This is a genomic window from Paenibacillus sp. MABNR03 (genome assembly GCF_050455445.1).
In the GTDB taxonomy this organism is placed as follows: Bacteria; Bacillota; Bacilli; order Paenibacillales; family Paenibacillaceae; genus Paenibacillus; species Paenibacillus xylanilyticus.
Genome location: NZ_JBCIYR010000006.1, coordinates 226,649 through 251,011 on the forward strand (window position 1 = coordinate 226,649; position 24,363 = coordinate 251,011).

Consider the following 24,363-nt stretch of genomic DNA (forward strand, 5'->3'; position numbering starts at 1 on the left):
GGGAAGGTTATGAGCGAAAAATGGAATGTAGAGCTGCATATGTCCCCCGATGGATGGACAGCAGAGGTAAGTGAGTCTGCTGAAGCACGTCAACATGTGTCAGCAGACGTGGATCGGGCCGGAACAGCAGCTAGCCTGTTCACGGTAACCGGTACGCTGCCGCAGCTCAGCGAAGCCGCACGCGAGGCCATGCTGGCCCAGCTGCGCAAGCGGCCGCTGGCACTGTACGCGCTGCTGCGCGGTGGCCCCGCACCGGCGGAGCTTGCGGGGCTGCTGCCTGCGGCTGCGACCGCTGCGGCGTGCACTTGCGGCCGCGAGGACTGCGCGCATGCTGCGGCCGCGGAGCAGGCCATCGCTGCGCGCTTCGCGGCCGAGCCGCTGCTGCAGCTGGCGCACGCCGGCCTGCCGCGCGAAGCGCTGCTCGCCGGCGTGCTTGGATCATGGGCAGAGGAGCTGGCCCATGATCCAAGCGGCGCGGGCCGCGCAGCGGAGACAGCCGGCCGCCCGCAGGCGCGGGGCGGCGAAGGCGGCGCAGCCGTCGGCGAATGGATCGCCGAGGCGGCCGCAGACGGCGCGATGCACCAGCCGGGGCCTGGCTTCGGCGCCGTGAAAGTGCGTTTGGCGCAGCCGGGCAAGCCCCCGGCAACGCCGGAACTGGCCGCGCTGCTGCCGGGAGTACCCGTAGCAGCCGGGCTGACAATGATCCGCGAGCGTGTAGCCGCGCGGATCTGGCAGGCTGTCCAGAAGAAGAAGGACAGCCCGGCAACCAAATGATGCACGCATCGAAGCGGGGGAGATCTTAGATCACCCTCGCTTGTTTGTGGTGTGGCATCTGCATAAGCATGTTTTGAAAAGGATATCTATCCAAAATGTTATTCTGGATCTGTTGATTAAAGATGGGGATGAAGCTCTAATCGTCCGAAAAACGGACGTATAGCCCGCACACCCTCCTTCACGCGAGGGTCATTCCCTGCCAGTGAGGTCTGTAGAGGTGGAGCTTCAATGCAATTTGATGTTATACTGTCGCAGGGGAAGAAATGCCCCAGAGCGTACTCAATTTTTGTTATGATTATTTTGCGATAGGAGTTTTTTATATGAAATCACGAACAGGAAGACAGCGCCACATTGCGGTATTGCTGTCCTCACTGATGATATGCGGAGCATTGCTGTCCGCTTGCCAGGATGGCTCGGGTTCAGAGGAGAATCAGAATCTGAATGCGGCAGGCGGTACACAACAGGAGGCGGACGGGACGACCGTTCATTTAACCGAGGACACTGGAGATGATGGTGCCAAGACAGACGGTGAAGCTGACAGTTCACCATCTGGTGACAGCGAGGATTCCGGCAGTGCTTCAACGGATGAAGAGCAGGGTTCTGCGGATGCTGGCAATGAAACGGCAACGGACGACTCCCTGATGGAGCAGCGCAGCGTCAGCGCTATGCAAAATACGATTGACAGCCAATCCGTCGTAACCAATGCAGAAGCGATGACTGTCATTGTGAACAAGCAGCGCAGCCTGCCTGAAGGCTATGAACCAAGTGATCTGGTAGAGCCGAATGTGCCGTTTTCCTTCGACGGTCCTCATGAGAAGCGCCATATGCGGAAGGAAGCCGCAGAAGCGCTGGAGAAGCTGTTTGCCGGGGCCGAGGCGGACGGCATTGAACTGCGCGCCGTATCCGGTTACCGTTCATACGAGCGTCAGGTTTCCATCTACAACAACAATGTCAAAACCAAAGGTCAAGAATACACGGACCGTGTGAGTTCTAAGCCGGGCAGAAGCGAACATCAGACCGGTCTGGCGATCGATGTATCCAGTCCGAGTGTAGGTAACGCGCTGGAAGAAGTATTCGGAACCTCGAAAGAAGGCCAGTGGCTGGCAGAACACGCTGCAGAGTACGGCTTCGTCATCCGTTATCTCAAAGGTGAGGAGGATATAACGGGTTACGTCTATGAGCCTTGGCACATTCGGTATGTCGGAACCGATCTGGCACCGGACATTGTGAAGAGCGGATTGACACTTGAGGAATACTTTGATGAGGCTAATATTAAACTGTAGGCAGAACGTTTCATGTGTTGACGCCTGCATCTGCGTGATAAGTCCCGTGCATGTTACCACTTGCTGAGCAGTTGGTTTATGCACGAGGCTTTTTTTGTCTACATAACGATCGATAACCCAAATTTTGGTATGCGAAATACTCCCTGCTTGTTATAATGCAGAGATTATCCACGAAAATGACAAGTAGAGAAAGGGTGGCCTCAATGAGCAAACAGCAGGTATTTACCGGTTCTCCGTGGGAACCACTTGTAGGTTACTGTCGTGCCATCCGGATCGGGAACCGGATCGAGGTGGCAGGGACAACAGCCATGCAGGATGGTGTTGTTGTCGGTGCGGGAGATCCTTATGCCCAGACAAGATTTGTTTTGCAAACGATTGAAAAGGCATTAAATGAACTCGGCGCAGATTTGTCACATGTGATAAGAACCCGCATGTTTGTGACCGACATCTCCCGTTGGGAGGAAGTAGGCAGGGCTCATGGCGAATTTTTTGGCCAGATCCAGCCTGTGGCCACTATGGTTGAGGTGAGTGCACTTATTGATCCTTTGCTAATGGTCGAGATTGAGGTAGAAGCCATGATTGAAACGGATTCTGAAGGAGAATGAAGAACGGAAAAAATAACCTGATCCACTGCCTGCACTAGAACAGACTGGATCAGGTTATTTTTGCATGATGAACTGTATAATGAACCGTTCACTTAACTACTTATGTTGCTTAGCTTATTGAAATGGTACAACCTCTGCATCGGAAGTTTGTAAAACGACTTTCCAGGCATTTCCGATTGGAGGCAGACTGCGAGTCAACATAGGACTATAGAATCCGATGACTTTTGCATCTTTCGTCAGTTCCTCTGCTTTGATGGCCTTACCATTCTGATTTACCAGCTTGGTATCTTCCGAAATATTGAGGATGACGTGGTCAGGTGCTGTTTCGGTTAAACGAGTGCCAGAAATCTCGATTTGGGTCACCTGATCTTCTGTTGTTCTTACATTTTCAATCGTACCGGAAGTACCGAGGACTTCTTTGGGTTGTGCCTCAGCATCTGCAGAAACGGTATCCAGAACAGTAACTTGGTAGGTTGGTGTTTGCGGTGGGAGGCTCATCGTCATGATTGGTGCATGTACAGCTTCCACAGTCATGCCAATGGTCAGATCGGCAAGTGCGATCTCCTTGCCATCTGCAGACTTGATGACCGTATCCTCGCCAAGGTTAAGTACCAGACCCTCGGTGCCTGTACCCCCGATATGAATGGATGGATACTTCGGATCCGGGTTGATTCCAGTAATGACACCACGCTCCGTAACGTTTTTCACGTCCTCTTCATTTGTAATCGTGACTTGGTTACCCGTTGTGTTTACTTGGGTATGTAGTACCTTTTCTGCAAAAGAAGCGGGTACGAACAGTTTGCCATCGGTGATTTGAGGGGCAGTTCCCAGGGTAAGCAGCATTTTATTGATGGAATACTGATCCTTGTCTGTTGTGACGAGTGTCCATAGGGTGCCTTTTGTCAGCTCGGCCGACTTGTTTTCTTTGTTCCATTTCAACTCAATGCCAAGTGCATCCGTAAGATCACGCAGTGCGATCATGGCTTCCTTGCCATCTTTATTCCAATAGCCATCAGCTATCGATGTGCCGTTCACGGACACTTTTACAGCTGCGGATAATGAACTATCCGTTGTTACGGAAGTTTGGTTACCAGACTGTGTCGTGTCGAGTGTTGCTGCGTATGCTGCTCCTCCGCTCAGGGCCAAGGACAGGACCATTAGGGCACTTACTTTTTTCATGTTGTTGTTCATTGTTGATCATCCCTTCTAATCTTGGTTATATCGCGGTAAACTCCTAATTAGGGCTGCGCTCATTCTTACAGACGGGACAACTTGGTAAATTGTTGCACCTGAACGCTTGGTCATGTGAGTGGCGTGTAAGCTCATTATTTGCAACATGTGGCAATTTGCAGGTTACAGGCTGTGGGATACGGTTAAGTTTCAGGTGAGTGGTACAACCTGTGGTCCGTTTCCTGTCGCTTAGTTGTTTGAAAAAAAGCATCATTACATTCAATGAGGAGAGGAATGGATCAGATGAGCGATATGTTGGTAGCACTCTACGATTTACCTGAGCAAGAGAGTGGTTTGAAGAAACTGGAGCAATCCTCCATCGTCATCCGAAGAGCCATCGCCCCGGAGAAGCAGCTTGTGCTGGATTGGGTTAAATCGCATTTTAGCCAGCCCTGGGTGGATGAGTGTGATGTATCCTTTGCACGTCAGCCGGTATCCTGTTATATTGCCCTCGAACATGGAAAAATGATTGGCTTTGCCTGTTACGAAGCGACATGCCGCAACTTTTTCGGCCCAACAGGGGTGAATCAGGATGCACGGGGCAAAGGTGTGGGTACAGCGCTTTTGCTGGCTTGCATGCACGCGATGAAGGCGGATGGTTATGCCTATGCGATCATCGGATCGGCAGGACCAGTAGATTTTTATGCCCGGACGCTCGGTGCCGTAAAGATCGAAAATTCAACACCTGGTATTTACAAAGGCATGCTGCGGGCAGACTAGACGAGAATGATGTTCCGGAAAAAGGAAGGGAGGACGACAATGAGTACGAGCAAAATGCTGCACATCGGAATGATCGGCACCGGATCCATCTCGGATCTGCATATGAGGTGCTACGCCAAAAACGAGAATGCTGTCATCTATGCCATCTGTGATCTGAACGAACAGCGCGCAGCAGCAGCAGCGCAGAAATATGATGCACAGTCAGTCTATACGGATTATCGGGAAATGCTGAAGGACCCGCATGTGGATGCAGTCAGCATCTGTACCTGGAACAACACGCATGCCGAATTCGCCATAGCCGCATTGGAGGCGGGCAAGCATGTGCTGCTGGAGAAGCCGGTGGCTACAAATGTGGAAGATGCGCTGAGAATCGAGGAAGCCGTGAAGAAAAGCGGCTGTACCTTTATCGTTGGATTTGTGCGGCGCTACGATAACAATATGCAAATGCTGCGCAGGTTTATCGATGCAGGGGAATTTGGTCAGTTGTATTATGCCAAGGCATCCATTCTGCGGCGTCTGGGCAATCCCGGAGGCTGGTTCGCGGATAAAAACCGTTCCGGCGGAGGTCCACTTATTGATCTGGGCGTACATATCATTGACCAATGTTGGTATCTCATGGGCAGGCCGAAACCCGTCTCGGTAAGTGGCAATACGTATCGGAAGCTCGGCAATCGTGCTCATATCGAAGAACTTTCTTTCTACAAGGCGGCGGATTACAGTTCAGCCGTGAATAACGTCGAAGATATGGCGAATGCGTTGATCCGCTTTGAGAACGGGGCTTCGCTTGCGGTGGATGTAAGCTTTACGCTGCATGCACGCGGAGATGAATCTTCAGTGAAACTGTATGGAGAACGCGGCGGATTCGAACTGGAGCCAGAGACACTGATTGTAACGGAAAAACACAACACCATATTGAATATCGAGCCGCAAACAGATAACACGGGGCTGCATATTCATAGTGCATTTCAGAATCAGATCGATCACTTTGTGGATTGCTGCTTGAACGGGACTGGACCGATCAGCCCGATTGCGGATGGTGTTGCCTCGACAAGGATGTTATGCGGAATTTACGAGTCGGCGGAAAAAGGTCAGGAGATTCGTCTGGACTGATCGTATCGCAGGTTTTGCAAGGATTCTAATAATATAACAAAAGCATGCGGTTCCGCTTGATATGCGGCCTCGCATGCTTTTGACTGTTTCATTTATTCATCGGTGAGTTTTCATACCCAGGGTCATCGTAATCGGTATCCTGCAGCCGGGGCAGCACGTTCATGTTCTCAATGGCCTGCCGGGTATCAGGGGTCCCATGGTCGTACAGAAAACTGTACAGCAATGTCATGCCATCCGAAAATTGTTCGGTTGCTTCATCGTGGTCTGCCGATTTGTAGGGTACAGGGGCGCGCTGCAGCGTATAGGCATCGTCACCCTCCAGTACTTTCATCAGGTCTTTAAGCTGATTTAACTCTTCGTCATCCACCATGACTTCAAATGGCGTCGATTCGTTCTTGGTCTGTTCAATGAGGTTATGGGTTACGGATACATAAAAATGCGTTTTACCATCTTGCATAATCCAACCTCCATTCTAAAATGGAAAAAAAGACGCTTCTACTGTTAATAAACAGCAGTAAGCGCCCTGAAACGAAGGATACCGTTACTTATGCCTATTCATCCGAGTATTCAGTCGCAACGGACCATCCATTGCCTTTGCCAGCCAATCGGCCTTGTTCGAAAAAATCAATTCCGTCTACGGTGATACAGACTGCCACCAGTTCAGGTTCATTCTCTACGGGATTGGCAGCGATAAACCCTTTGTTCAACAAATAAGTAATGGCTCTGTGTTTCTCAATATGTGCTTGCTGATAGAATCTTTCCATAGGAGCAATTAAAGCTGGATTTTCCGTAAACCAGATATCATAAAGCTCATGTAATATATCAAATCGCTCTTGTATCCTCTCTTTGATTGCACTCTCCAATTCCATTGAGGCACCTCCTCGTTTCAACTGATCCAATGCAAGACAAGATATCTTAAATATATATTGTAAAATAGCACTGGATACAATAATATCCAATAAAATATTATATTTACATACCCTTACATGAAAAAAGCCTATCCATCAATAATCAATTGTGGATAGGCTGTACTGCCAATTTAAGATTCCAAAGAGATTTTATATCATGTAGTGCTTGTTATCGGCCAGCCCGCCCAGTCACAGGCACCTCGCGTGTTCCGGCTACCATGGATCCTGAACACAGGGGACAGGCAGGTGGCCCGGATGCTGCTCGTTTGCTTGCTTTTGCCGAAGGAACGGCTGGCTTCTGACGGAGCCATGCCTTGCAGCTGGAAGAGCTGCATTTCCAGATTGCAACGGTCTCAGTCTGTTCAGCATGGCCTGAACCTGAAGATCGCGAGCGGGAGGAAGTTGTGGGTGTTTGACTCACACCTGCCGTGCTGAACGCCTTATGTTTGCGAATTTCTCCGCTGCCACGCCGTTCACTGAGGCGATCCTCATCACGTTCGCTGTGTACCTCGAAGTCACGATCACTGTGGCTGATGGAACGGCGATGTACCACATCCCGACCTTCGGACCGGGCAGCTGATCGGGAACGTTGCCCTGATCCCTTGCTGTATGACGTATGAATGCTGGTTCGGCTTTCATCACGGTCTTTGCGTTTGTCTGGAACTTCCATGCCAAAGGCTTCAAGCAGAAAACGGGATACATCTGCTGGCTTGCCGTGATGACTCGCTGGCGATGTAACATATAAGTACTGTTTGGCTCGCGTGATGGCAACATAAGCGAGCCGCCGCTCCTCTTCCAGAGCCATATCCAGTTCCGTATCGGTCTGTTGTACCGCCAGAGCAGCCTTCTGATCTTCAGGGATATCCTGCCGCAGAGCTGTGCTGTGAGGTACGATTCCCTCGCTGGCACCAATCCAGTAGACACATGGGAATTCCAGTCCCTTGGCCCGGTGGATGGTCATCAGCTGTACTGCATCGCTGTCCTGGGCACGCCGCAGGGACTCCATCTCACGGTGCCTGCGGGAGAGCTCGTCAGCGAATTGGATAAACTCTTCCACGGTTTCGAACTTTTTGGCGGCCGCTTCGAATTCGTCCAGTGTCTCCAGCATCGTTTCCTTGTAGTGGGTGAAAATGCTGGGATCGCCGCTCTCCATATATTTGTCGTAAAACTGGCGTCGCATCTCCTGAATGGCGAAGACCGGTTTCATTTTGTGCAGCGACTTAATCAGCTTGATGCGTTCCTTGACCTGTTCCTGCTGAAAGGGCTTCAGCTTGTCCCATTTGGCCAGATGGATCAGCGGATATTTTTTGGCCTGCTGCTGTTCGTTCCGCTGAATCCACTCCAGACCAGCATCACGGGAGACGTAAAGTGGTCCAAGTGCGCTGGGGAGAGCATCTACAGCGCGTGGATTCAGGGAGAGGCGCATATGATCCATCAGGGGTCTGATAAGTGACTGATCGTAAAATACAGGAGAAGCCCCGTGCTGTACAAACGGCACATCTTTAAGAACCAACTGTTCAAACACTGCCCGGCTGCTGCTGGCTGTTCGGTGCAGGATTGCAATATCGCGATAAGTGTGCAATCCTTCCTCAACCTGCTGGCAGAGCTGGTTTACGACCCAAGCTGCTTCCTCCTCTGCATTCGAAGGTGTGGCGAAGCGGGGTGCGTCTCCGCGATGGCCGGCTGCACGAAGCCGCTTGTCACGTCTTCGCTTGTTGCGGGCGACCAGTTCACTGCCAAGTCCAAGGATGCGTGCATCACTGCGATAATTGATATCCAGCGTCACGATCCGTGCACCAGGGTAAACTTTATCGAATTCAAGGATCGATTCCTGACGCGCTCCATTAAAGGTATAGATGGTCTGGTCATCATCCCCCACAACCATCAGGTTGCGATGGGCCGCAGCCAGCTTCTGGACAATTTCATATTGCAGATTATTCGTATCCTGGAACTCATCGACCATAATATACTGAAAACGCTGCTGCAGCGGCTTCAGCACAGCCGGATCACGAAGCAGGGCTGCTGCCTTCAGTAAAATATCATCGAAATCCATCTTGTTTCGTTCTCGCTTCCAGTTCTCGTAACCAAGTAGAACCCGCTTGGCATCACGTTCCTCCTGCGACTTTGCCGGAAGGTCCGTTGTCTCGGAGCCTTGCATCTTCCATGCAGACAGCATGGACAGCAGACTCTCGGGTTGAAATGCTTCACTCATGCCATATTGGCGCAGAAGCATTTTGATTACGGTATGCTGGGCACGGGGTTCTCCAAAAATCTCTTCCTGTACACCGTAATGACGCAGCAGCGTCAAGGCGAAAGAATGAAATGTACGGGCCTGCACCGCTCGCGCAGCTGCAGGACGTATGCCTGGCAGTGATGCAATGCGGTCTTTCATCTCGGCAGCAGCCTTATTCGTAAAGGTCACCAGCAGAATGCTGCCTGCATGAACACCGCTGACCTCCATGAGGTAGCCGGCTCGGGCTGCCAGTACGGTTGTTTTGCCGCAGCCAGCTCCGGCCAGCGTGAGCAGGGGCCCTTTGCCGTGACGGACGGCCGAGATTTGTGGCCCATTCAGACGGATGCCTGCCTCTTCCAGTGAACGGAAGTAGAATGCATCCTGTTGATCATCGCCCACGAGCTGCCGACTGGTCTCCAGTGGAGCAGACGGGGACTGGGGCAAGGATGCCGCCGGAGTGACCCCGAGCGGACGGGCGTAGAACGTTGAGTTCGGGCTTAACATGTTTCATCCACCTCTGTATGCATTCAGGGATAGGACTATCCCGGTTAAAAGTAAACCATTTGCCCTTTTCACAATCACATTGTAAATTGGTATGATAGAGTTAGTCGCCTAAGCAGGCGGTTATGCAGGGCCAAAGCTTCATTATACCCGAACGTATGGTCCTGACGAAAGCCCCCGATTTCATCCATCATCGGCAGAAAACGGGCACTCGCGCGCGAATGCGCAACTTTTTGGCATGATATCGTATAAGTTATATACTATGAAAATTTAAAGAACAAATTGCAGTTGAATCGAGAGATTCAACGTCTGACGGGACAGAGGAGGAGATGTCATGAAATTGCTTCAACGAATCAAGAACGGAGCGAACAAGGCAACAGAGCGTGCCCAGCACGCTGTTGAGATTGGGAAATTGAACAATCAAATTGTGGGCTTGCAGCAGGAACAGGAAGTCCATTTTACAGATATGGGTCGCATCTTTTATGAGGGTTACCGTGCACAAGATATGACTCGTGCCGAAAAAGAGATGGTCGATCTGTCGCATTTGTGCGACGAATTGCAGGATGAGATTGACGGTCTCCGCAGCAAAATTGCGGAACTCAAAAATGAGCGGTTGTGCGAATGTGGCCACGTTGCTTCACTGGATGCCAATTTCTGTCCGAAATGCGGACGCAAGCTGGGGGGATTCAAGGCTGCAACAGCAGCATCCGCAGGTCCGGCTACAGCCAGACAGGAAGCAGCAGTAGCTCAAAGTACGGAACGGCCATTTTATGATGAAACGATTGAAGAAGAAACGGATGAAGCCGAGCCATATCACACGGTAATTCCGTCCATTGCCGATCTGGAGACCGAATCCGAATTCAACAGTGCTGAATTTACCCAGGAAGAGAAGGAAGCGTTCGATGCAGAGTGGGAACGCCGCCGGGAAGAAGAAATGCTGCGTGAACGGGAACGGCAGCAGGAACTTGATGAGCGCATCCGTTATTGGAAAGAGAATAACCCGATCGTGAACACGGTTGACGTACAGACTGAAGTGCCTCGTGAAATGGTCAAATGCCAGATTTGTGCTGCTGAGCTACCGAAAGGCTCAAAGTGGTGCCCACGTTGTGGTGCAGAACAGATCTGATGCAGTAGAACCACTGCCACAGTAAGGTAAGGCAGTGTGGTTGCTGACAGCATGGGGGGACGGGAATATGGACCAACTGCTGCATCATCTGAATCATCTCGGCTTTACCGAGATGGAATCCAAAATTATGGTGGAACTCGCACGCCAAGGCTCTGCCTCAGGCTATGAGGTTGCGAAGAGGCTGGGCGTGTCCCGTTCCAATGTATATTCCACCTTGCAAAGACTCTCTCAGCGCGGGTTTCTGCGCTGTAGTGCCGGAGAGCCTGCGAAGTACAGTGTGCTGAAACCGGAGGAGATGACCCGAATGATCTCCGGGCAGATGCGTGCATCTCTTGATTATGTACAGAGCAGCATGCCACAGCATGAACCCGAGAAACCGGTCTTCTACAATATTGAAGGTGACAAGAATGTGTTCGATAACCTGAGCCGCGAGCTGGCAGATGCCAAACACGAGATTGTCGTGGATATTTGGCGTGAGGAAGCCGAACTGCTGCAGGATCATCTGAAACGGGCCGAGGATCGCGGTGTCAGGCTGTTATGGTCATGTGATGGAGGCGAAGGTATGTTGGATCAGCCAGCCCCATGGCCGGGTCTGCCTTTATACGGTAACGGCAGCGGGAGAAAATTCTCCATTGTCGTTGATCGACGCTGGTGCATGCTGGGGATGCGTGGGGAATCCTGCGCAACTCAGGCTGTCGTGACAGAGCATCCGGTCATGACAGGTTTGCTGCTGAATCATTTTGCACAGGAATTGGTACTATACGAATTAGAACAGGATATGGGGGAAGAGCTGGAGTCTCGTTACGGACGTCGGTTTGGGCAGCTATCCGCACGTTATTGGTCTGTTTCTGCCGGAGGAGATCAAGGCTAAGGCTAAGCCAACGGTTCTGAGGCACTGGCCCCCGGTTAAAGCCGGAACAGAGCCATATCTTGAGAACTTCAATATGTGTAAAAAAAACGAGCAGGTGCTGTCAAGAGACAGACGCCTGCTTTTTTGCGATTTGAAGCAAAGCAGTGATGTTCATCACAGCACGTGTGCCCTGCTGAGTTAGAGTAAGGTATGAAGTCATGCTAATTTTGAGAAACTGAACTATGAGCCCGGAAGTCCACTATATACACGTTTGAATCAGCCTTTGGGCACGTGATATAGAGCTTCGAGTACACTGATATAATACTCCGTCCCATGAGGCACGAATTCGGAAGCTTGAATAAAACGATCCTGACGTTCCGGAATGGGAGATGAACATTCGCGCTTATGAGCCTGATTTACTTGATTCACGGAATCTGGCAACGGTGTCTGCTGCGCATTCACCCCACTGGCCTGGATTGAATCCATTTCACCACGGAACAAGGCAAGCAGATCATGTAGAGGCACTTCATACAGGCTGTCCACTTCACTGGCCTGCAAGGTGTAAGCCTCAAGTGGCTGGTTCAGGCATAAACCATATACCGAGCTGATCTCCCGATCCATAAATGGTACGCCGCGAACCTCGCCTTGCAGCTGCTGCTTGGCAGTCATCAGATAAGTCAGGGCTTCAAAAGGGACATGTACCCCCAGCTCTTCCTCCAGTTCGCGACTTGCATCCTCAAGCTGCTCACCCGCACTAAGGTGTCCTGCTGCTGTAATGTCATAACAACCGGGGAAGGTATCCTTGATCTCGCGGCGACGTTGAAAAAGAACCATCCGCTGATCGCGATCGTCACGCACGATCCAGCAGTGGAATGAACGGTGCCAATATCCTTTGGCATGCACCTCACTGCGAAGCTCCGTGCCTAACCATAGCTGCTGATCGTCATAAATGTCGAAACGTTCTTGGGTCATAATACGTATCTCCTTATATAGCAAGTTTTAAAGTTCAAAATTTCACAAAGTACGTTTTAAACGAAAGGGGAACGAACGTATGGAATGCATTGTACACTTTCAGGTCATTTATCCGCAACCACAGGAGCGTAAAAGTCTTAGAGGGCTTATCTTTGTCGGGCAAGGACAGGAACCGGCAAACCATCAGTTAACGACCATGTTTAAGGATATGGGCTTCAACGTACGTCTTGAGGATGAGGCACAATTGCTGTTTAAACCGGTAGATGCTTCGGCTAACTTTGAATATATTCGGGTAACCGAACTCGATACCGGGGAAGAAGTTTATAAGGAAGATAAGGATCTGAAGTCGATTTTGGAGCATCTGCTGCCACGCCGATTCTAGACCATGATGATGTCTTAAAATAGTTTAAGTTACAGCAGCATTCATCTGCTCATGGCCATAATGAAAAAGGCCCCACCTTTAGGGTGAGACCTTTCATGCTGGAGCGGTTTCCTTTACATAAACAGTGACAGTAGTAACCCTGCTGATTATGCCGGGGCGCTGCTGCCTTCTGCCTCCAGCACTGAAGTACAGTGCGAGCAGCGGGTAGCTGCAGCCGGTATTTCGGACAGGCAGTACTTGCAAGCCTTGGTTGTTTTTTTCGGCTCAGGCTTTTTGTGCTCTTTGCTTTTAATATAATTGACGCCCTTGACGAGCATAAAAATGCAAAATGCAACAATCAGGAAATCAATAAGTATGTTGATGAATTGTCCGTAGGCGATAACTGTAGCGCCTGCCTCATTGGCTTGAGCCAATGTCGTTATTTCCTCTCCGCTGGCGGTTCTCATTTTCCCATCCAGATTAATGATTTTCTGACTGAAATCAATGCCTCCTAGCAGCTTCCCGACAGGGGGCATGATGATATCATTCACGAGGGACGTGACGATTTTGCCAAAAGCAGCCCCGATGATGACACCAACCGCCAGGTCAATCACGTTGCCGCGTACGGCGAATTCCTTGAATTCCTTAAGTATGCCTTTCATCTCTGCAATCTCCTTTGACCGATAAATTCATAGTTCAGGCCATGCTTCGGTTATCATATTGTACAAAAAAAACACGCTCCAATCACCCCCTGGTTACAGATTAAGACATGTTTTCACAATTTCCATGAAAATACTTCTTTATTTCATGCCGCCGATTCGGTATACTTCTAACATTGTCAGTTACGTTTACACTTTTATATTTCAGGTTCGCAATCATATATTGTAACGAATCTTGGAGCCAAAAATTAAATATGCCGTTACTCGTATATGTGCAGGAATAGGCCTGCATGTCTCTACCCGATCACCGGAATGATCGGACTACGGGAAAGATCTGCATGATCGCTATGATTGGGCGCCCTCTCTAGGTAAATGACTGAAGTTATATGCCGAGAGTGGTTCTCGTGTATTGATGTCCAATCTATTCATGTGTACATGCAGCATCCGACACGGCTTGTTCTAATAAGTACAAGTCCGTCTTTTCCCGTCTCCGGTTTTCCGCAGCGTGTGAAAAGGCGGGCTTTTTGCTTTTTTACCTTGGGAAGAGGATATGCTGGCTGGTTGGCTGTATAGAGGGCGCACAGGGGGAAGAATCACCATGCAATTGTTAAAAGACAAAGTAAGACAGGAAGGAATTGTCCTGTCGGAGCAGGTACTCAAAGTGGATTCATTCCTGAATCATCAGATGGACCCGGTTCTCATGAAGGAAGTGGGCAAGGAGTTTATCCGCCGTTTTGAAGGAGAGAACATTACACGGGTGCTTACGATTGAATCGTCCGGGATTGCACCGGGCATCATGACTGCGCTGGAACTGAATGTGCCGCTGATTTTTGCACGGAAGCAGAAGTCGCTGACACTCACGGAAGACATTTTGGTAGAGAAGGTGTACTCCTTCACCAAGCAGGAAACGAATGAAATTACAGTAGCCAAGAAGTTTATGCAGCCGGGCGACCGTGTGCTGATCATTGATGATTTTCTAGCGAATGGCGAGGCGGCTTTTGGTCTGGCACGCATTGTGAAGCAGGTTGGCGCTGAAGTGGTTGGCATCGGGATCGTCATTGAAAAAGCATTCCAACCGGGAGGCCGATTGCTAAAAGAAGCAGGATATCGCGTGGAATCATTGGTTCGGATCGGAGCCCTGTCGGATGGACAGGTTACATTTGCGGATGAGGAGGGCACGAACTAATATGGCACGCGAGCGCATTTTCCAGCGGCACCGGCATCCCATCAAAACGTTCTCGCTTGGTCTGCAGCATGTCCTTGCGATGTATGCGGGAGCGGTAGTCGTACCACTTATCGTTAGTAACGCACTCGGCTTTACCCAGGAACAACTGACATATTTGATTGCCATTGACCTGCTCGCCTGTGGTGTGGCCACGCTGCTGCAGGTATGGGGTAATCGTTATTTCGGAGTTGGACTGCCGGTTATGCTTGGCTGTGCATTCCAAGCAGTATCTCCAATGATCTTGATTGGTCTGAACAGCGGGGTGTCTGCCATTTACGGGGCAGTCATCGCGTCGGGGATTTTTGTAGTATTGTTCTCGGGGCTGTTCGGCAAACTGATCCGTCTGTTTCCGCCCGTTGTGACAGGTTCAGTCGTGACCATTATTGGTCTGACACTGATTCCTGTAGCGTTTAGAGATCTGGGGGGCGGTCAGGGGGCGGAAGACTTCGGCAGTGGGACGAATCTACTGTTAGGCTTCGGCGTACTGCTGTTTATTATTCTAATGACCCGTTTCACGACAGGATTCATCCGTTCGATTGCCGTGCTGGTTGGTCTTCTTGCAGGTACGGTAGCGGCAGGATTTATGGGCGAGGTTAATTTTGCTCCGATTCGTGAAGCAAGCTGGTTCCATGTGGTGAAGCCATTTTACTTCGGTACACCAACGTTTGAGATTGTTCCTATTCTGACGATGATCCTGGTGGCGATTGTGAGCGTGGCTGAATCTACTGGTGTATTTATGGCTCTCGGCAAAATATTGGACAAAGACTTGTCCTCCAAGGATCTGGCCCGTGGTTACCGTGCGGAAGGACTCGCGATTGTGCTTGGCGGGATATTCAACTCATTCCCATATACCACCTATTCGCAAAATGTGGGGCTTGTACAGATGACCCGTGTTAAAACACGCGATGTTATCGTGGTAGCAGGTGGACTACTCGTTGTGATCGGATTCGTACCGAAAATTGCAGCACTCGCACAGCTTGTACCCGGTTCTGTATTGGGCGGGGCGATGGTTGCGCTGTTCGGAATGGTTGTTTCATCCGGAATTCGCATCATCGGCAGCCAGGTTGATCTGAACCGGCATGAGAACCTGTTCATCATTGCCTGTTCCGTAGGGATGGGATTGGGAGTTACGGTCGTGCCTGAGTTGTTTGCGGGTGCACCGGACTGGGCACAGATTATGCTGGGTAACGGAATCATTGCCGGAAGCTTCACCGCCATCTTTATGAATTTGCTGTTCAATGGTCTGGGGACTAAGGCGACAGCTGCCAAGATGGCTGAACAGCAGGCTGATGTGATTCTTGGAGAGTCAGGAAAATCGGCCTAAAGCTTGAATATAGGTACCGGAATGGTAGCTATGTTAACTCACAGGATGAATCAGTCACGATATGAATGAATACAGTTAATGGCATGATTGATTCACGGAATAAATGATATACCACCTAAACATCCGGATGAATGCGTGGAAGAGCAGTCATCCGGATGTTTTTTTGTCTTCAGAGGAACAGCAAGGGAACATAACTTTTTATCTGAGCACCCTATTACTATGGAGCCAGCGAAAACAGTTTGCCAGACTGCTTGATCCCCTGCATGCCTTCGGACGGATGGCATTGACCAATTATGGTGGCAGCAATTGAATAGAAAAAGGGCGATTCAAACCTCAGTCAGGTTCGGATCGCCTTTTGCTATTGAACGAATTAAGGACTGAATTTCCATATTAAGAAAGCTACAGATGGCGCATCTGTTTCTCGGCAAAGTCACCAACCCAAGGCAGCTTCAGCCATTTTCCCTGTAAACTGGTGACGACCATGATAATCCAAACGACTACACCCAGCAGTGACAACAAGGATGCTACCAGGGGGCCGAAAAGAGGAAGAAATGCGGATAATACATGGCCAATCATGATAATGCCAAAGACCGTAACGGATTGAAGCGCGTGAAACAGCACAAACCGGCTGCGCTTTTCAACGGCCAGGAAGACGATTCCGCCTACAAAAGTAAACAGGTAACAAAGCATGCCGGCAATATTTTCATCCAGACCGCTTGACGATTTCATCGGGGACATCCGGTCCAGCCTCCTTTGTCCTTTTTCTCTAAGGTATGAAGAAGGTGGACAGAACTGAACCGGGTTTAGTAACGAATGTTACCAGTAAACACATAAGACACGGAAACATAGAGCGGGCGTAGGAAGTAAAATTCTAATTGAGGATGAAGTGCGTAGTTGCACATTGCAGTTTGATACTTTCTTCATATTCATAATATTCCATATTATTCCGAATTATATAGTAGACTTACAAGCACCCTAGACCTTTAAGGAGGATCAGGCTGAATGAGTATCATAACGGAATACTCAAGGGAGGAGGTTAACGTCCATAGGAGACTAAGAGTAGGAAGCCAGAGATGATAGCACCAAATGCAACAAGATATTAGCCGTACATAGTGAAGCGGAGGAGTGGAAGTGATATTGAATCAAACCGAATATGAGAAGTGTCTGGAATGTGGACACCAGATGAAAGTAAATCCAGGGTATATCACATGGTGTGAGAAGTGTAACTGGAATATTGACGGGGAAGAAAGGAAGCCGGTTGAGGAACCTTTACATAAAGGACTAAACAAAAAGTCCACTGACCGATTATTCGAAGAATTCAAATATAGCGTTGATCGAAGGCTTCCCTTCAGCAAACAGAGGATATATACCTATCTGTTGGCAATTATCGTTCATGGATCAACTTTTGCCATTCTGGGTATGGCCATCTTTTTCTATTCAACCCATTCCTCATGGTTATTTATATTAGCGAATGTTCTGGTGCTATTATGGATCACGATTATCTTACCTTATCGCAAGCGTCTGCCAGGCAGGGCAATTCGAAGAGATGAGTTTCCCGAATTATACGGCATGGTTGACGAAATTGGAGATCGTATGAATGTACCGCCTGTGGATATGATTATCCTTAATGAAGAATACGATGCATACATACTGCATCTGAAAAGAAACAAGAGAGCCATTGTGTTCGGTGTTCCCTTTCTTGCAGCGTTAACAATGCAGGAGAAAATAGCGGTGATCAGTCAACAAATGAGCCATTTTGCTCACCCAAACATTTCAAACAGCTTATTGGTTGAGCGAGCCAGGCATGTGCTGAATTCATGGTATGACACTGTAGATCCTCAAGGAAGTGGACTTTTATACTGGGTTGTATTTCCGCTCATCATACTTCGTCTACTGTTATTTGCTATAATCAGCAGTATTTATGCATTACTGATCAAAAGCATGCGGCAAGAGATGCACCGATTATTCTATATTGCAGATCATGAGGCTTCAGAAACAGCTGGGAGTGAAGCGGTGCTGTCCCTCTTTCTAAAGTTTGAAATGGAAGGGCTTTTTTTCCTTACTGCTGAACAGGTTGCGGAATATCAATATAACAAGGAACTGTATGACGAGTTCAGAAATCGGATTGCTGCTGTTCCCAGTCAGGAGATCCTTCGGCTTCAGCGTCTTCAAGAAATGCGCTATGCTGAAAATCGTTCTTACCATCCTCCGATGAAAAATCGAATTGATTTGATTCGAGAGCATTGGGCGATAGTTCCTGCTTACAGACCTGATCCGGCCAGAGAACGCAGGTTTAACAAAGAGTTTCGTGATCTGGAACAACGTTCTCAGCGAATTTTGTTAAATGATCTGAGAGGCGCAGGCTAGCAAGTTTACTTCGGTGTAAGGGAGCTATATAAAAAACAAGGGCGCACCTGCCATAGGAATGGCTTGGATGTGCCCCAGTTAGTTTGCTAGATAATCAATGCACTTCAATGAATTTAAAGATCTTTTCGTTGAAAGTTTCTGCGTGGATGAGTAACTTTGCCGATTTTATCGGTATCGTTCTCTTTGGGTACAAGTCGTTCGTCAGTGCGGCCTTCGTGATGGTTGTCAAACATATACTCGGTGAGTTTCCACTCCGATTTGCCCAGAACCGGATCGGCCGGGAAATGTTGACCTCGGTGCAGATGTTCCTCGCGTCCCGCTTCGTTGATGTAGATTCCGTCGACTTCCACCTTTTCATGCGAAAGGGGCAGCATATCCTGTTCTTCGCGGTCCATGAAACGGCGCCTCCTTTGGATACCAGTAATTTAACTGTATGGGTTGTCCGTGATAATATCCCCCGAATAGTTCTGTGTTATGCTGGATAGAATTAATTCCGTACAGAAAGGCCATATTCATAAAATATGATTCGGGATTAAACTTTTTGGGCTTAAAAACCGTTATAAATAATAAGGAAAATCGTCAAGTCGTAACATACTCCCGAATATGCTACAATAAGATTATGATTCAAACCGAATCATATCGGGTATTTATAGTGTCAGGTACTTGCTTTTAGCGAGGTTCCCGACCTAAAGCTTGCTTTAAGCCGCGCACACAACTTCATGGATGGCATTTAAGACTTATTCGGCGTTCTCTAAACGGAGCATTCACTTTCAACGTTTTGGGAGGGAATTACAATGGCAACGAAAGGTCACAATGAGGTCAAAGAAAGTTTGAGGGAAATGACTCGGATTTTCCGTCCTAAGGATCCAAAAAAATTCGTGAAGGAGTACGTGAGGAAATACCGGATTACGGGTGGATATGAGGAAGAATTGACTTCTGTGGTCGAGCATGAGCTTGTCAAGATGGATTCTTCCGTGTCCTGAAACACCACATCACTGAATTATACTGTTCCGATATGAATAGAACCGTCTCCCGGGCGTCATGCTCCGGCAGACGGTTTTTTTTGTTGTTCTGTAATTCACTCGGAGAGGGAACAGAGCTTTGCATCACTTTTGGGCTTTGTTGCATTCTTCCTGCATATACATGGAAATACACATATGGCAGGAAGGATGAATGCATGTGGACCCTATTTTGAAGACGAGAGAAGAGATTGACTACATGCGGGAAGCAGGCCGGATTCTGCGAAGCTGCCACGAGCAAATTGAACAATGGCTCACTCCTGGTATAACCACAGCTGAAATTGACAGACGGGTTGAGGCATTTCTAACCGAAAGAGGAGCAACGCCGGAGCAAAAGGGATATAAGGGATATCCTTATGCAACCTGTGCTTCGGTCAACGAAGTTGTCTGTCACGGCTTCCCGGACGATCGGGAATTGGCCGCAGGGGATGTTGTGACCATTGATATGGTGGTAAACAAGGACGGCTGGCTTGCCGACTCGGCATGGACTTACGGGATCGGTGAACAACGCAGGTCCATCCGCAAGCTGATGAAACGAACGGAGAGGGCTCTCCATCGGGCTATAGCCCAAGCGGTCCCAGGAAACACGCTCGGGGATATCGGCAACGCTATTGAGCGTACCGCAAGGCTGTATCGATATGGCATTGTGAAGCCGCTAATTGGTCATGGTATTGGTCAATATATTCATGAACCACCCAATGTACTTCCTTATGGCAAACGCAGAACGGGCATGATGCTCACCGAAGGCATGGTCATTACGATTGAGCCGATATTTACAAGGGGTAGTTCTGGAGCGGTATTTTGGGATGAAGATGGATGGACGGTCAGGACAGTGGATGGAAGCTGGGGAGTTCAATATGAACACACAATAGCGATAACCCGGGATGGGCCTCTTATCCTGACAGATGGATCATAAATCCACTAAGGGACAGAAATGATCAGTTCCAGTGTTAATTTAAAATGTAGCTATATTGCAGGGTGGCGCTTCGTGCCGGTTCATCGTTGAAAATGAGAGCTGAATGAGCGCCCCCTTCCCAGTAGAACTGGAAAAAAGCAATTGAAGATAAAACAGCAATCCCTTTGCATAATACTGCATGTTTTTCAGGTGAAAAAAATCACCAAAAAAACACATTAAATCACCGAAATATGGCAAATATTTTCAAATTAAGAGGTTTACATTTATAACTGAAATCGTTTGCAAACTAAGTTGTGGTGCGGAATTTTACATAAAGTGAACAATTTGTGAACATGTGTCCAAAGATTGACAAAATCATACCCTCAACTTATATTTAATAAGTGATTGAACCATATAGAATGAATTGGAAGAATGCGCAGACATGCCCTGTGGAGGAAATGATGGGGGTTCCGGAAGCGTTATTTTTGTAAGCGTTCTGTATGACGGACAGGATTATGCGTATCGGGTTGAAACAGGTTGATTGAGTTAGGCCTTCGAACGACGACGGTAATCTACGAAAATGTAAAAAAGTGGGGTAGATCAATGATGAAACAGTGGCAGGTTGCAAAGCGAATTCTCCCCTTGCTGGCGGTGTTCTCTTTGCTGCTATCCGCATGCGGGCGGGAAGACTTGTCGGTAATGAAACCTCAGGGTCCTGTGGCGCAAGGCCAATATGATCTGATGAAGCTGTCCATTGCAATTATGATCGTGGTGCTCATCATTGTATTTGCCATAGCTGCGTATGTGCTGATCCGGTTTCGCAGGCGGGCCGGGCAGAATGAAGTGCCCGAACAGGTTGAAGGCAATTTCAAGCTGGAAGTTATTTGGACAGCCATCCCGTTATTGCTTGTTATTGTATTGGCCGTACCGACGGTTCAGACGATTTTTGCCCAAGGCGAAGATCTGTCCAAGGACAAAAATGCAATTCAGGTCAAAGTTACCTCGCATCAGTATTGGTGGGAATTCACTTATCCTCAATATGATGTCACCACCTCTCAAGATCTAATCATCCCGACCGGCAAGAAAATCGCATTCGAATTAAAAACCGCTGACGTGCTTCATTCCTTCTGGGTGCCGTCACTTGCGGGTAAAATGGACACAAACCCGGATGGAACAGTGAACAAATTTAGTTTTTCGGCTCCGAATGAAGGCGTTTACCGCGGGAAATGTGCAGAGCTCTGCGGAAGGTCTCATGCCTTTATGGAGTTCAAGGTAAAAGCAGTCAGCCAGGAATCCTTCGACAGATGGGTCAATGAAATGAAAGCTCCAGCGGTATTGCCGGAAGATACACAGCTTGCTGAGAAATTCAAAACAAACTGTCTCTCTTGCCACGCTGTAGGAGATCAGGGCGGACCGGTTGCGCCGAATCTCACAGGAATCGGTGGTAAGGAATCCGTTGCAGGCATTCTGCTAAACCAGCGTGAGGGACAAGAAGAAGGCAATCCGGTACTGGATAACATGAAACAATGGCTCCATGATCCACAATCCGTGAAGCCAGGCAATACGATGCCGAATCCAAAAGATCTTGGACTTACGGATGAAGAAATCGACGGAATTGCCGAATATCTAGCCAACTACAAATTGGACTATGAATAGAACAGCAAGGACGAAGAAGGGGGTACACAACCTTGGCTCATGCTCATAGCGTCAAGCGGTACAGGGGCTTGATGGATTGGATCACCACCGTCGATCACAAAAAGATCGCCATTCTTTATTTAATTGCAGGCGGATTTTTCTTCGGAATTGGCGGGATTGAAGCCATTTTAATCCGGATTCAGCTGATGAAGCCGATGAATAGTTTTGTATCGGCACAGGTGTTCAACGAATTGATTACCATGCACGGAACAACAATGATATTTCTCGGAGTCATGCCAATCATATTTGCGATTATGAATGCTGTTGTACCGTTGCAGATTGGTGCCCGGGACGTCGCATTTCCATTTATCAATGCGCTTGGCTTCTGGACGTTTCTGTTTGGTGGACTGCTGCTCAACCTGAGCTGGATTATGGGCGGGGCACCTGATGCAGGCTGGACCTCCTACACCCCACTCTCTAGTAGTGAGTATAGCGGGACGCACGGTGTGGATTTCTACACCATTGGTCTCCAGATTGCCGGTTTGGGAACACTCATCGGGGGCATTAACTTTCTTGCGACCATCATCACGATGCGTGCGCCAGGCATGTCCTACATGCGGATGCCGATGTTTACCTGGACGACATTTATTACATCAGCCATTATCCTTTTTGCATTCCCTGCCATTACGGTGGGTTTGGTACTGCTAACATTTGACCGTATTCTGGGAGCCAACTTCTTCGATGTTGCGAATGGTGGTAACCCGGTACTCTGGCAGCACATTTTCTGGATCTTCGGGCATCCTGAAGTGTATATACTCATCTTGCCAGCCTTTGGTATTATTTCGGAAGTTATTCCGACCTTTGCACGTAAAAGATTGTTTGGTTACAGCTCCATGGTGTTTGCAACCATCCTGATTGCCTTCCTGGGGTTCATGGTATGGGCGCATCACATGTTTACAACAGGTTTGGGTAATGTCGCAAACGCGCTCTTCTCAATATCAACCATGTTAATTGCTGTACCCACAGGAATCAAAATCTTTAACTGGCTCTTTACGATGTGGGGTGGACAGATCCGCTTTACAGCAGCGAACCTGTTTGCTGTTGGATTCGTTCCAACCTTCGTCATGGGTGGTGTTACGGGTGTCATGCTGGCATCTGCACCGGCCGATTTCCAGTTTCATGATACGTACTTTGTCGTGGCCCACTTCCACTACGTTATCGTTGGCGGATTGGTGCTTGGCCTGTTCTCGGGATTGCATTACTGGTGGCCAAAAATGTTTGGTCGCATCCTAAGCGAAACACTTGGAAAATGGACATTCTGGACGTTCATGATCGGTTTCCAATTGACGTTCTTCGTACAGCATTTCCTGGGCCTTATGGGAATGCAGCGCAGGATCGTTACATACTTGCCGAATCAGGATTTCGACCTGCTTAACCTGGTCAGCTCCATTGGAGCATTCCTGATGGGAGTTGGGGTAATCTTGTTCCTTGTGAACATCGTAATCACAACGAGAAAACCGGTCGACGCACCAAATGATCCGTGGGAGGATGGCCGTACGTTGGAATGGTCTATTCCATCTCCGCCGCCAGAATATAACTTCAAGCAGACTCCGCTTGTTCGCGGAATCGATGCATATTGGAAGGAAAAGATGGCAGGTCATACCGAAATGACTCCGGCTGAACCGGTAGGTTCGATTCACATGCCATCTGCCACTCCACTGCCATTTGTCATGTCTGTCGGTATTTTTATTGCCGGGCTGGGTCTGATGTTCAGTAAAGACGATTTTGGCAATGCTTTTATGAATGGACTGTTCAATAACTATATTGTGGTCATTGTCGGCCTTCTGATTACATTCGGAGCGATGGCACTGCGTTCACTCTATGATGACCATGGCTGGCATATCGAACCGGAAGATCAGGATGAGAAGGGGGTTAGAACATGACAACTTCACATGCCGAACCGGTAAACGGCCAATTGCCGCATGAACCGGAGAAGGCGACGCTGGAGGGACGCAACAAGCTTATTGGCTTCTGGTTGTTCCTTGGCGGGGAGACGGTATTGTTCGGTACACTCTTCGCAACCTTTCTGGCACTGCGAGGCCAAACGAATGAGGGCCCATCAGCCAATGAATTGTTTCATTTGCCTCTCGTGGCAGCAGCTACCTTTATTCTACTCGTCAGCAGTCTGACAAGTGTTTTTGCGATCCAGGCCATGCATCGGGGCAACCGCAATGCGTTGGCGCTTTGGCTCGGAATAACGGTGGTGTTGGGCCTTGGATTCCTTGGTATCGAAATTTATGAATTCTATGAATATGTGGTGCACAAAGAGTTCGGGATGACAACCAGTGCATTCAGCTCGGCTTTTTACACCCTGGTTGGCTTCCACGGCGCCCACGTTGCATTCGGTATTCTGTGGATCGGACTTATTATCGGGCAGCTGTTCAGAAAAGGATTAACGGTCGTAACTGCACCAAAGGTGTACGTCTCCGCAATGTACTGGCACTTTATTGACGTGGTCTGGGTGTTTATCTTTACGGTCGTTTACCTGCTCGGAAAGGTGGGGTAA

25 protein-coding genes and 1 riboswitch are annotated in these 24,363 nt (G+C 48.9%); of the genes, 17 read left to right on the forward strand and 8 right to left on the reverse strand.

Going from position 1 to position 24,363, the window contains the following annotated elements; translation table 11 throughout:
• Window positions 1-9: 9 nt before the first annotated feature.
• The 3 genes from AAIH57_RS25235 (at window position 10) to AAIH57_RS25245 (ending at window position 2,662) form a co-directional block, all read left to right on the forward strand.
• Complete coding sequence (locus tag AAIH57_RS25235) at window positions 10-774, forward strand: hypothetical protein (protein WP_430023464.1); 765 nt, start codon at window positions 10-12, stop codon at window positions 772-774.
• Between the two features lie 320 nt (window positions 775-1,094).
• Window positions 1,095-2,057 (forward strand): D-alanyl-D-alanine carboxypeptidase family protein, encoded by a 963-nt coding sequence (locus AAIH57_RS25240; protein WP_430023465.1) that lies wholly within the window; start codon window positions 1,095-1,097, stop codon window positions 2,055-2,057.
• A 203-nt stretch (window positions 2,058-2,260) separates the two neighbouring features.
• Window positions 2,261-2,662 (forward strand): RidA family protein, encoded by a 402-nt coding sequence (locus AAIH57_RS25245; RefSeq protein ID WP_175394900.1) that lies wholly within the window; start codon window positions 2,261-2,263, stop codon window positions 2,660-2,662.
• 114 nt (window positions 2,663-2,776) lie between these two features.
• On the opposite strand, the gene AAIH57_RS25250 is transcribed toward AAIH57_RS25245, so the two are convergent.
• Window positions 2,777-3,853, reverse strand: coding sequence for a copper amine oxidase N-terminal domain-containing protein (locus AAIH57_RS25250; RefSeq protein ID WP_175394899.1), 1,077 nt, complete (start codon window positions 3,851-3,853; stop codon window positions 2,777-2,779).
• A 282-nt stretch (window positions 3,854-4,135) separates the two neighbouring features.
• Between AAIH57_RS25250 and AAIH57_RS25255 the strand changes: the two genes are divergently transcribed.
• Complete coding sequence (locus AAIH57_RS25255; protein ID WP_175394898.1) at window positions 4,136-4,612, forward strand: GNAT family N-acetyltransferase; 477 nt, start codon at window positions 4,136-4,138, stop codon at window positions 4,610-4,612.
• Between the two features lie 39 nt (window positions 4,613-4,651).
• Window positions 4,652-5,722 (forward strand): Gfo/Idh/MocA family protein, encoded by a 1,071-nt coding sequence (locus tag AAIH57_RS25260; protein WP_175394897.1) that lies wholly within the window; start codon window positions 4,652-4,654, stop codon window positions 5,720-5,722.
• A gap of 88 nt (window positions 5,723-5,810) precedes the next feature.
• On the opposite strand, the gene AAIH57_RS25265 is transcribed toward AAIH57_RS25260, so the two are convergent.
• The 3 genes from AAIH57_RS25265 to AAIH57_RS25275 all read right to left on the reverse strand — a co-directional run bounded on the left by AAIH57_RS25265 (window position 5,811) and on the right by AAIH57_RS25275 (window position 9,367).
• Window positions 5,811-6,179, reverse strand: coding sequence for a hypothetical protein (locus AAIH57_RS25265; protein WP_430023468.1), 369 nt, complete (start codon window positions 6,177-6,179; stop codon window positions 5,811-5,813).
• A 94-nt stretch (window positions 6,180-6,273) separates the two neighbouring features.
• A complete protein-coding gene (locus AAIH57_RS25270; RefSeq protein ID WP_175394895.1) occupies window positions 6,274-6,591 on the reverse strand; it encodes a hypothetical protein in 318 nt (105 codons plus the stop codon).
• A 208-nt stretch (window positions 6,592-6,799) separates the two neighbouring features.
• Entirely contained in the window at window positions 6,800-9,367 is a 2,568-nt protein-coding gene (locus AAIH57_RS25275; protein WP_430023470.1) for a UvrD-helicase domain-containing protein, read from the reverse strand.
• 331 nt (window positions 9,368-9,698) lie between these two features.
• Between AAIH57_RS25275 and AAIH57_RS25280 the strand changes: the two genes are divergently transcribed.
• Both AAIH57_RS25280 and AAIH57_RS25285 read left to right on the forward strand, forming a co-directional pair.
• Complete coding sequence (locus AAIH57_RS25280; RefSeq protein ID WP_430023471.1) at window positions 9,699-10,490, forward strand: zinc ribbon domain-containing protein; 792 nt, start codon at window positions 9,699-9,701, stop codon at window positions 10,488-10,490.
• Window positions 10,491-10,557: 67 nt separating this feature from the next.
• Complete coding sequence (locus tag AAIH57_RS25285; protein WP_175394892.1) at window positions 10,558-11,361, forward strand: TrmB family transcriptional regulator; 804 nt, start codon at window positions 10,558-10,560, stop codon at window positions 11,359-11,361.
• Between the two features lie 255 nt (window positions 11,362-11,616).
• Here AAIH57_RS25285 and AAIH57_RS25290 read toward each other — a convergent pair whose 3' ends face one another.
• Window positions 11,617-12,312: an NUDIX hydrolase gene (locus tag AAIH57_RS25290; protein WP_430023472.1), complete on the reverse strand. Its 696-nt coding sequence runs from the start codon at window positions 12,310-12,312 to the stop codon at window positions 11,617-11,619.
• 79 nt (window positions 12,313-12,391) lie between these two features.
• Between AAIH57_RS25290 and AAIH57_RS25295 the strand changes: the two genes are divergently transcribed.
• Complete coding sequence (locus AAIH57_RS25295; RefSeq protein WP_175394890.1) at window positions 12,392-12,694, forward strand: hypothetical protein; 303 nt, start codon at window positions 12,392-12,394, stop codon at window positions 12,692-12,694.
• Between the two features lie 146 nt (window positions 12,695-12,840).
• Here AAIH57_RS25295 and mscL read toward each other — a convergent pair whose 3' ends face one another.
• On the reverse strand, window positions 12,841-13,335 hold the full coding sequence (gene mscL / locus AAIH57_RS25300) for a large conductance mechanosensitive channel protein MscL (RefSeq protein WP_413037028.1): 495 nt from the start codon (window positions 13,333-13,335) through the stop codon (window positions 12,841-12,843).
• Between the two features lie 241 nt (window positions 13,336-13,576).
• A riboswitch (purine riboswitch) is annotated at window positions 13,577-13,676 on the forward strand.
• A gap of 254 nt (window positions 13,677-13,930) precedes the next feature.
• On the opposite strand from mscL, the gene AAIH57_RS25305 reads away from it, so the two are divergent.
• The 3 genes from AAIH57_RS25305 (at window position 13,931) to AAIH57_RS25315 (ending at window position 16,191) form a co-directional block, all read left to right on the forward strand.
• Window positions 13,931-14,518 (forward strand): xanthine phosphoribosyltransferase, encoded by a 588-nt coding sequence (locus AAIH57_RS25305; RefSeq protein WP_430023473.1) that lies wholly within the window; start codon window positions 13,931-13,933, stop codon window positions 14,516-14,518.
• A gap of 1 nt (window position 14,519) precedes the next feature.
• The gene (locus tag AAIH57_RS25310) at window positions 14,520-15,881 is read left to right on the forward strand and encodes a nucleobase:cation symporter-2 family protein (protein ID WP_175394887.1); all 1,362 of its coding nucleotides are present in this window, start codon (window positions 14,520-14,522) and stop codon (window positions 15,879-15,881) included.
• A 127-nt stretch (window positions 15,882-16,008) separates the two neighbouring features.
• A complete protein-coding gene (locus AAIH57_RS25315) occupies window positions 16,009-16,191 on the forward strand; it encodes a DUF418 domain-containing protein (RefSeq protein ID WP_430023494.1) in 183 nt (60 codons plus the stop codon).
• 89 nt (window positions 16,192-16,280) lie between these two features.
• Here the strand turns inward: AAIH57_RS25315 and AAIH57_RS25320 are convergent, their stop codons facing one another.
• Window positions 16,281-16,619 (reverse strand): DUF4870 domain-containing protein, encoded by a 339-nt coding sequence (locus tag AAIH57_RS25320; RefSeq protein ID WP_095291885.1) that lies wholly within the window; start codon window positions 16,617-16,619, stop codon window positions 16,281-16,283.
• A 399-nt stretch (window positions 16,620-17,018) separates the two neighbouring features.
• Between AAIH57_RS25320 and AAIH57_RS25325 the strand changes: the two genes are divergently transcribed.
• On the forward strand, window positions 17,019-18,248 hold the full coding sequence (locus tag AAIH57_RS25325) for a hypothetical protein (RefSeq protein WP_430023474.1): 1,230 nt from the start codon (window positions 17,019-17,021) through the stop codon (window positions 18,246-18,248).
• A gap of 113 nt (window positions 18,249-18,361) precedes the next feature.
• Here AAIH57_RS25325 and AAIH57_RS25330 read toward each other — a convergent pair whose 3' ends face one another.
• Window positions 18,362-18,643 (reverse strand): transposase, encoded by a 282-nt coding sequence (locus tag AAIH57_RS25330; protein WP_175394885.1) that lies wholly within the window; start codon window positions 18,641-18,643, stop codon window positions 18,362-18,364.
• Window positions 18,644-19,042: 399 nt separating this feature from the next.
• On the opposite strand from AAIH57_RS25330, the gene AAIH57_RS25335 reads away from it, so the two are divergent.
• The 5 genes from AAIH57_RS25335 to AAIH57_RS25355 all read left to right on the forward strand — a co-directional run bounded on the left by AAIH57_RS25335 (window position 19,043) and on the right by AAIH57_RS25355 (window position 24,363).
• A complete protein-coding gene (locus tag AAIH57_RS25335) occupies window positions 19,043-19,231 on the forward strand; it encodes a hypothetical protein (RefSeq protein WP_017690840.1) in 189 nt (62 codons plus the stop codon).
• A 190-nt stretch (window positions 19,232-19,421) separates the two neighbouring features.
• The gene (map, locus tag AAIH57_RS25340) at window positions 19,422-20,183 is read left to right on the forward strand and encodes a type I methionyl aminopeptidase (protein ID WP_413037023.1); all 762 of its coding nucleotides are present in this window, start codon (window positions 19,422-19,424) and stop codon (window positions 20,181-20,183) included.
• A 582-nt stretch (window positions 20,184-20,765) separates the two neighbouring features.
• Window positions 20,766-21,818, forward strand: a complete 1,053-nt coding sequence (gene coxB / locus AAIH57_RS25345) for a cytochrome c oxidase subunit II (protein ID WP_430023475.1) — start codon at window positions 20,766-20,768, stop codon at window positions 21,816-21,818.
• A 71-nt stretch (window positions 21,819-21,889) separates the two neighbouring features.
• Complete coding sequence (ctaD, locus tag AAIH57_RS25350) at window positions 21,890-23,740, forward strand: cytochrome c oxidase subunit I (RefSeq protein ID WP_430023495.1); 1,851 nt, start codon at window positions 21,890-21,892, stop codon at window positions 23,738-23,740.
• Complete coding sequence (locus AAIH57_RS25355) at window positions 23,737-24,363, forward strand: cytochrome (ubi)quinol oxidase subunit III (protein ID WP_175394881.1); 627 nt, start codon at window positions 23,737-23,739, stop codon at window positions 24,361-24,363. The genes ctaD and AAIH57_RS25355 overlap by 4 nt, the downstream gene beginning before the upstream one ends.

Bases quoted from the DNA above. Each gene is read 5' to 3' on its own strand.
- AAIH57_RS25235 (WP_430023464.1), top strand. From the start codon at position 10: ATGAGCGAAAAATGGAATGTAGAGCTGCATATGTCCCCCGATGGATGG.
- AAIH57_RS25240 (WP_430023465.1), top strand. From the start codon at position 1,095: ATGAAATCACGAACAGGAAGACAGCGCCACATTGCGGTATTGCTGTCC.
- AAIH57_RS25245 (WP_175394900.1), top strand. From the start codon at position 2,261: ATGAGCAAACAGCAGGTATTTACCGGTTCTCCGTGGGAACCACTTGTA.
- AAIH57_RS25250 (WP_175394899.1), bottom strand. From the start codon at position 3,853: ATGAACAACAACATGAAAAAAGTAAGTGCCCTAATGGTCCTGTCCTTG.
- AAIH57_RS25255 (WP_175394898.1), top strand. From the start codon at position 4,136: ATGAGCGATATGTTGGTAGCACTCTACGATTTACCTGAGCAAGAGAGT.
- AAIH57_RS25260 (WP_175394897.1), top strand. From the start codon at position 4,652: ATGAGTACGAGCAAAATGCTGCACATCGGAATGATCGGCACCGGATCC.
- AAIH57_RS25265 (WP_430023468.1), bottom strand. From the start codon at position 6,179: ATGCAAGATGGTAAAACGCATTTTTATGTATCCGTAACCCATAACCTC.
- AAIH57_RS25270 (WP_175394895.1), bottom strand. From the start codon at position 6,591: ATGGAATTGGAGAGTGCAATCAAAGAGAGGATACAAGAGCGATTTGAT.
- AAIH57_RS25275 (WP_430023470.1), bottom strand. From the start codon at position 9,367: ATGTTAAGCCCGAACTCAACGTTCTACGCCCGTCCGCTCGGGGTCACT.
- AAIH57_RS25280 (WP_430023471.1), top strand. From the start codon at position 9,699: ATGAAATTGCTTCAACGAATCAAGAACGGAGCGAACAAGGCAACAGAG.
- AAIH57_RS25285 (WP_175394892.1), top strand. From the start codon at position 10,558: ATGGACCAACTGCTGCATCATCTGAATCATCTCGGCTTTACCGAGATG.
- AAIH57_RS25290 (WP_430023472.1), bottom strand. From the start codon at position 12,312: ATGACCCAAGAACGTTTCGACATTTATGACGATCAGCAGCTATGGTTA.
- AAIH57_RS25295 (WP_175394890.1), top strand. From the start codon at position 12,392: ATGGAATGCATTGTACACTTTCAGGTCATTTATCCGCAACCACAGGAG.
- mscL (WP_413037028.1), bottom strand. From the start codon at position 13,335: ATGAAAGGCATACTTAAGGAATTCAAGGAATTCGCCGTACGCGGCAAC.
- AAIH57_RS25305 (WP_430023473.1), top strand. From the start codon at position 13,931: ATGCAATTGTTAAAAGACAAAGTAAGACAGGAAGGAATTGTCCTGTCG.
- AAIH57_RS25310 (WP_175394887.1), top strand. From the start codon at position 14,520: ATGGCACGCGAGCGCATTTTCCAGCGGCACCGGCATCCCATCAAAACG.
- AAIH57_RS25315 (WP_430023494.1), top strand. From the start codon at position 16,009: ATGAATGCGTGGAAGAGCAGTCATCCGGATGTTTTTTTGTCTTCAGAG.
- AAIH57_RS25320 (WP_095291885.1), bottom strand. From the start codon at position 16,619: ATGTCCCCGATGAAATCGTCAAGCGGTCTGGATGAAAATATTGCCGGC.
- AAIH57_RS25330 (WP_175394885.1), bottom strand. From the start codon at position 18,643: ATGGACCGCGAAGAACAGGATATGCTGCCCCTTTCGCATGAAAAGGTG.
- AAIH57_RS25335 (WP_017690840.1), top strand. From the start codon at position 19,043: ATGGCAACGAAAGGTCACAATGAGGTCAAAGAAAGTTTGAGGGAAATG.
- map (WP_413037023.1), top strand. From the start codon at position 19,422: ATGCATGTGGACCCTATTTTGAAGACGAGAGAAGAGATTGACTACATG.
- coxB (WP_430023475.1), top strand. From the start codon at position 20,766: ATGATGAAACAGTGGCAGGTTGCAAAGCGAATTCTCCCCTTGCTGGCG.
- ctaD (WP_430023495.1), top strand. From the start codon at position 21,890: ATGGATTGGATCACCACCGTCGATCACAAAAAGATCGCCATTCTTTAT.
- AAIH57_RS25355 (WP_175394881.1), top strand. From the start codon at position 23,737: ATGACAACTTCACATGCCGAACCGGTAAACGGCCAATTGCCGCATGAA.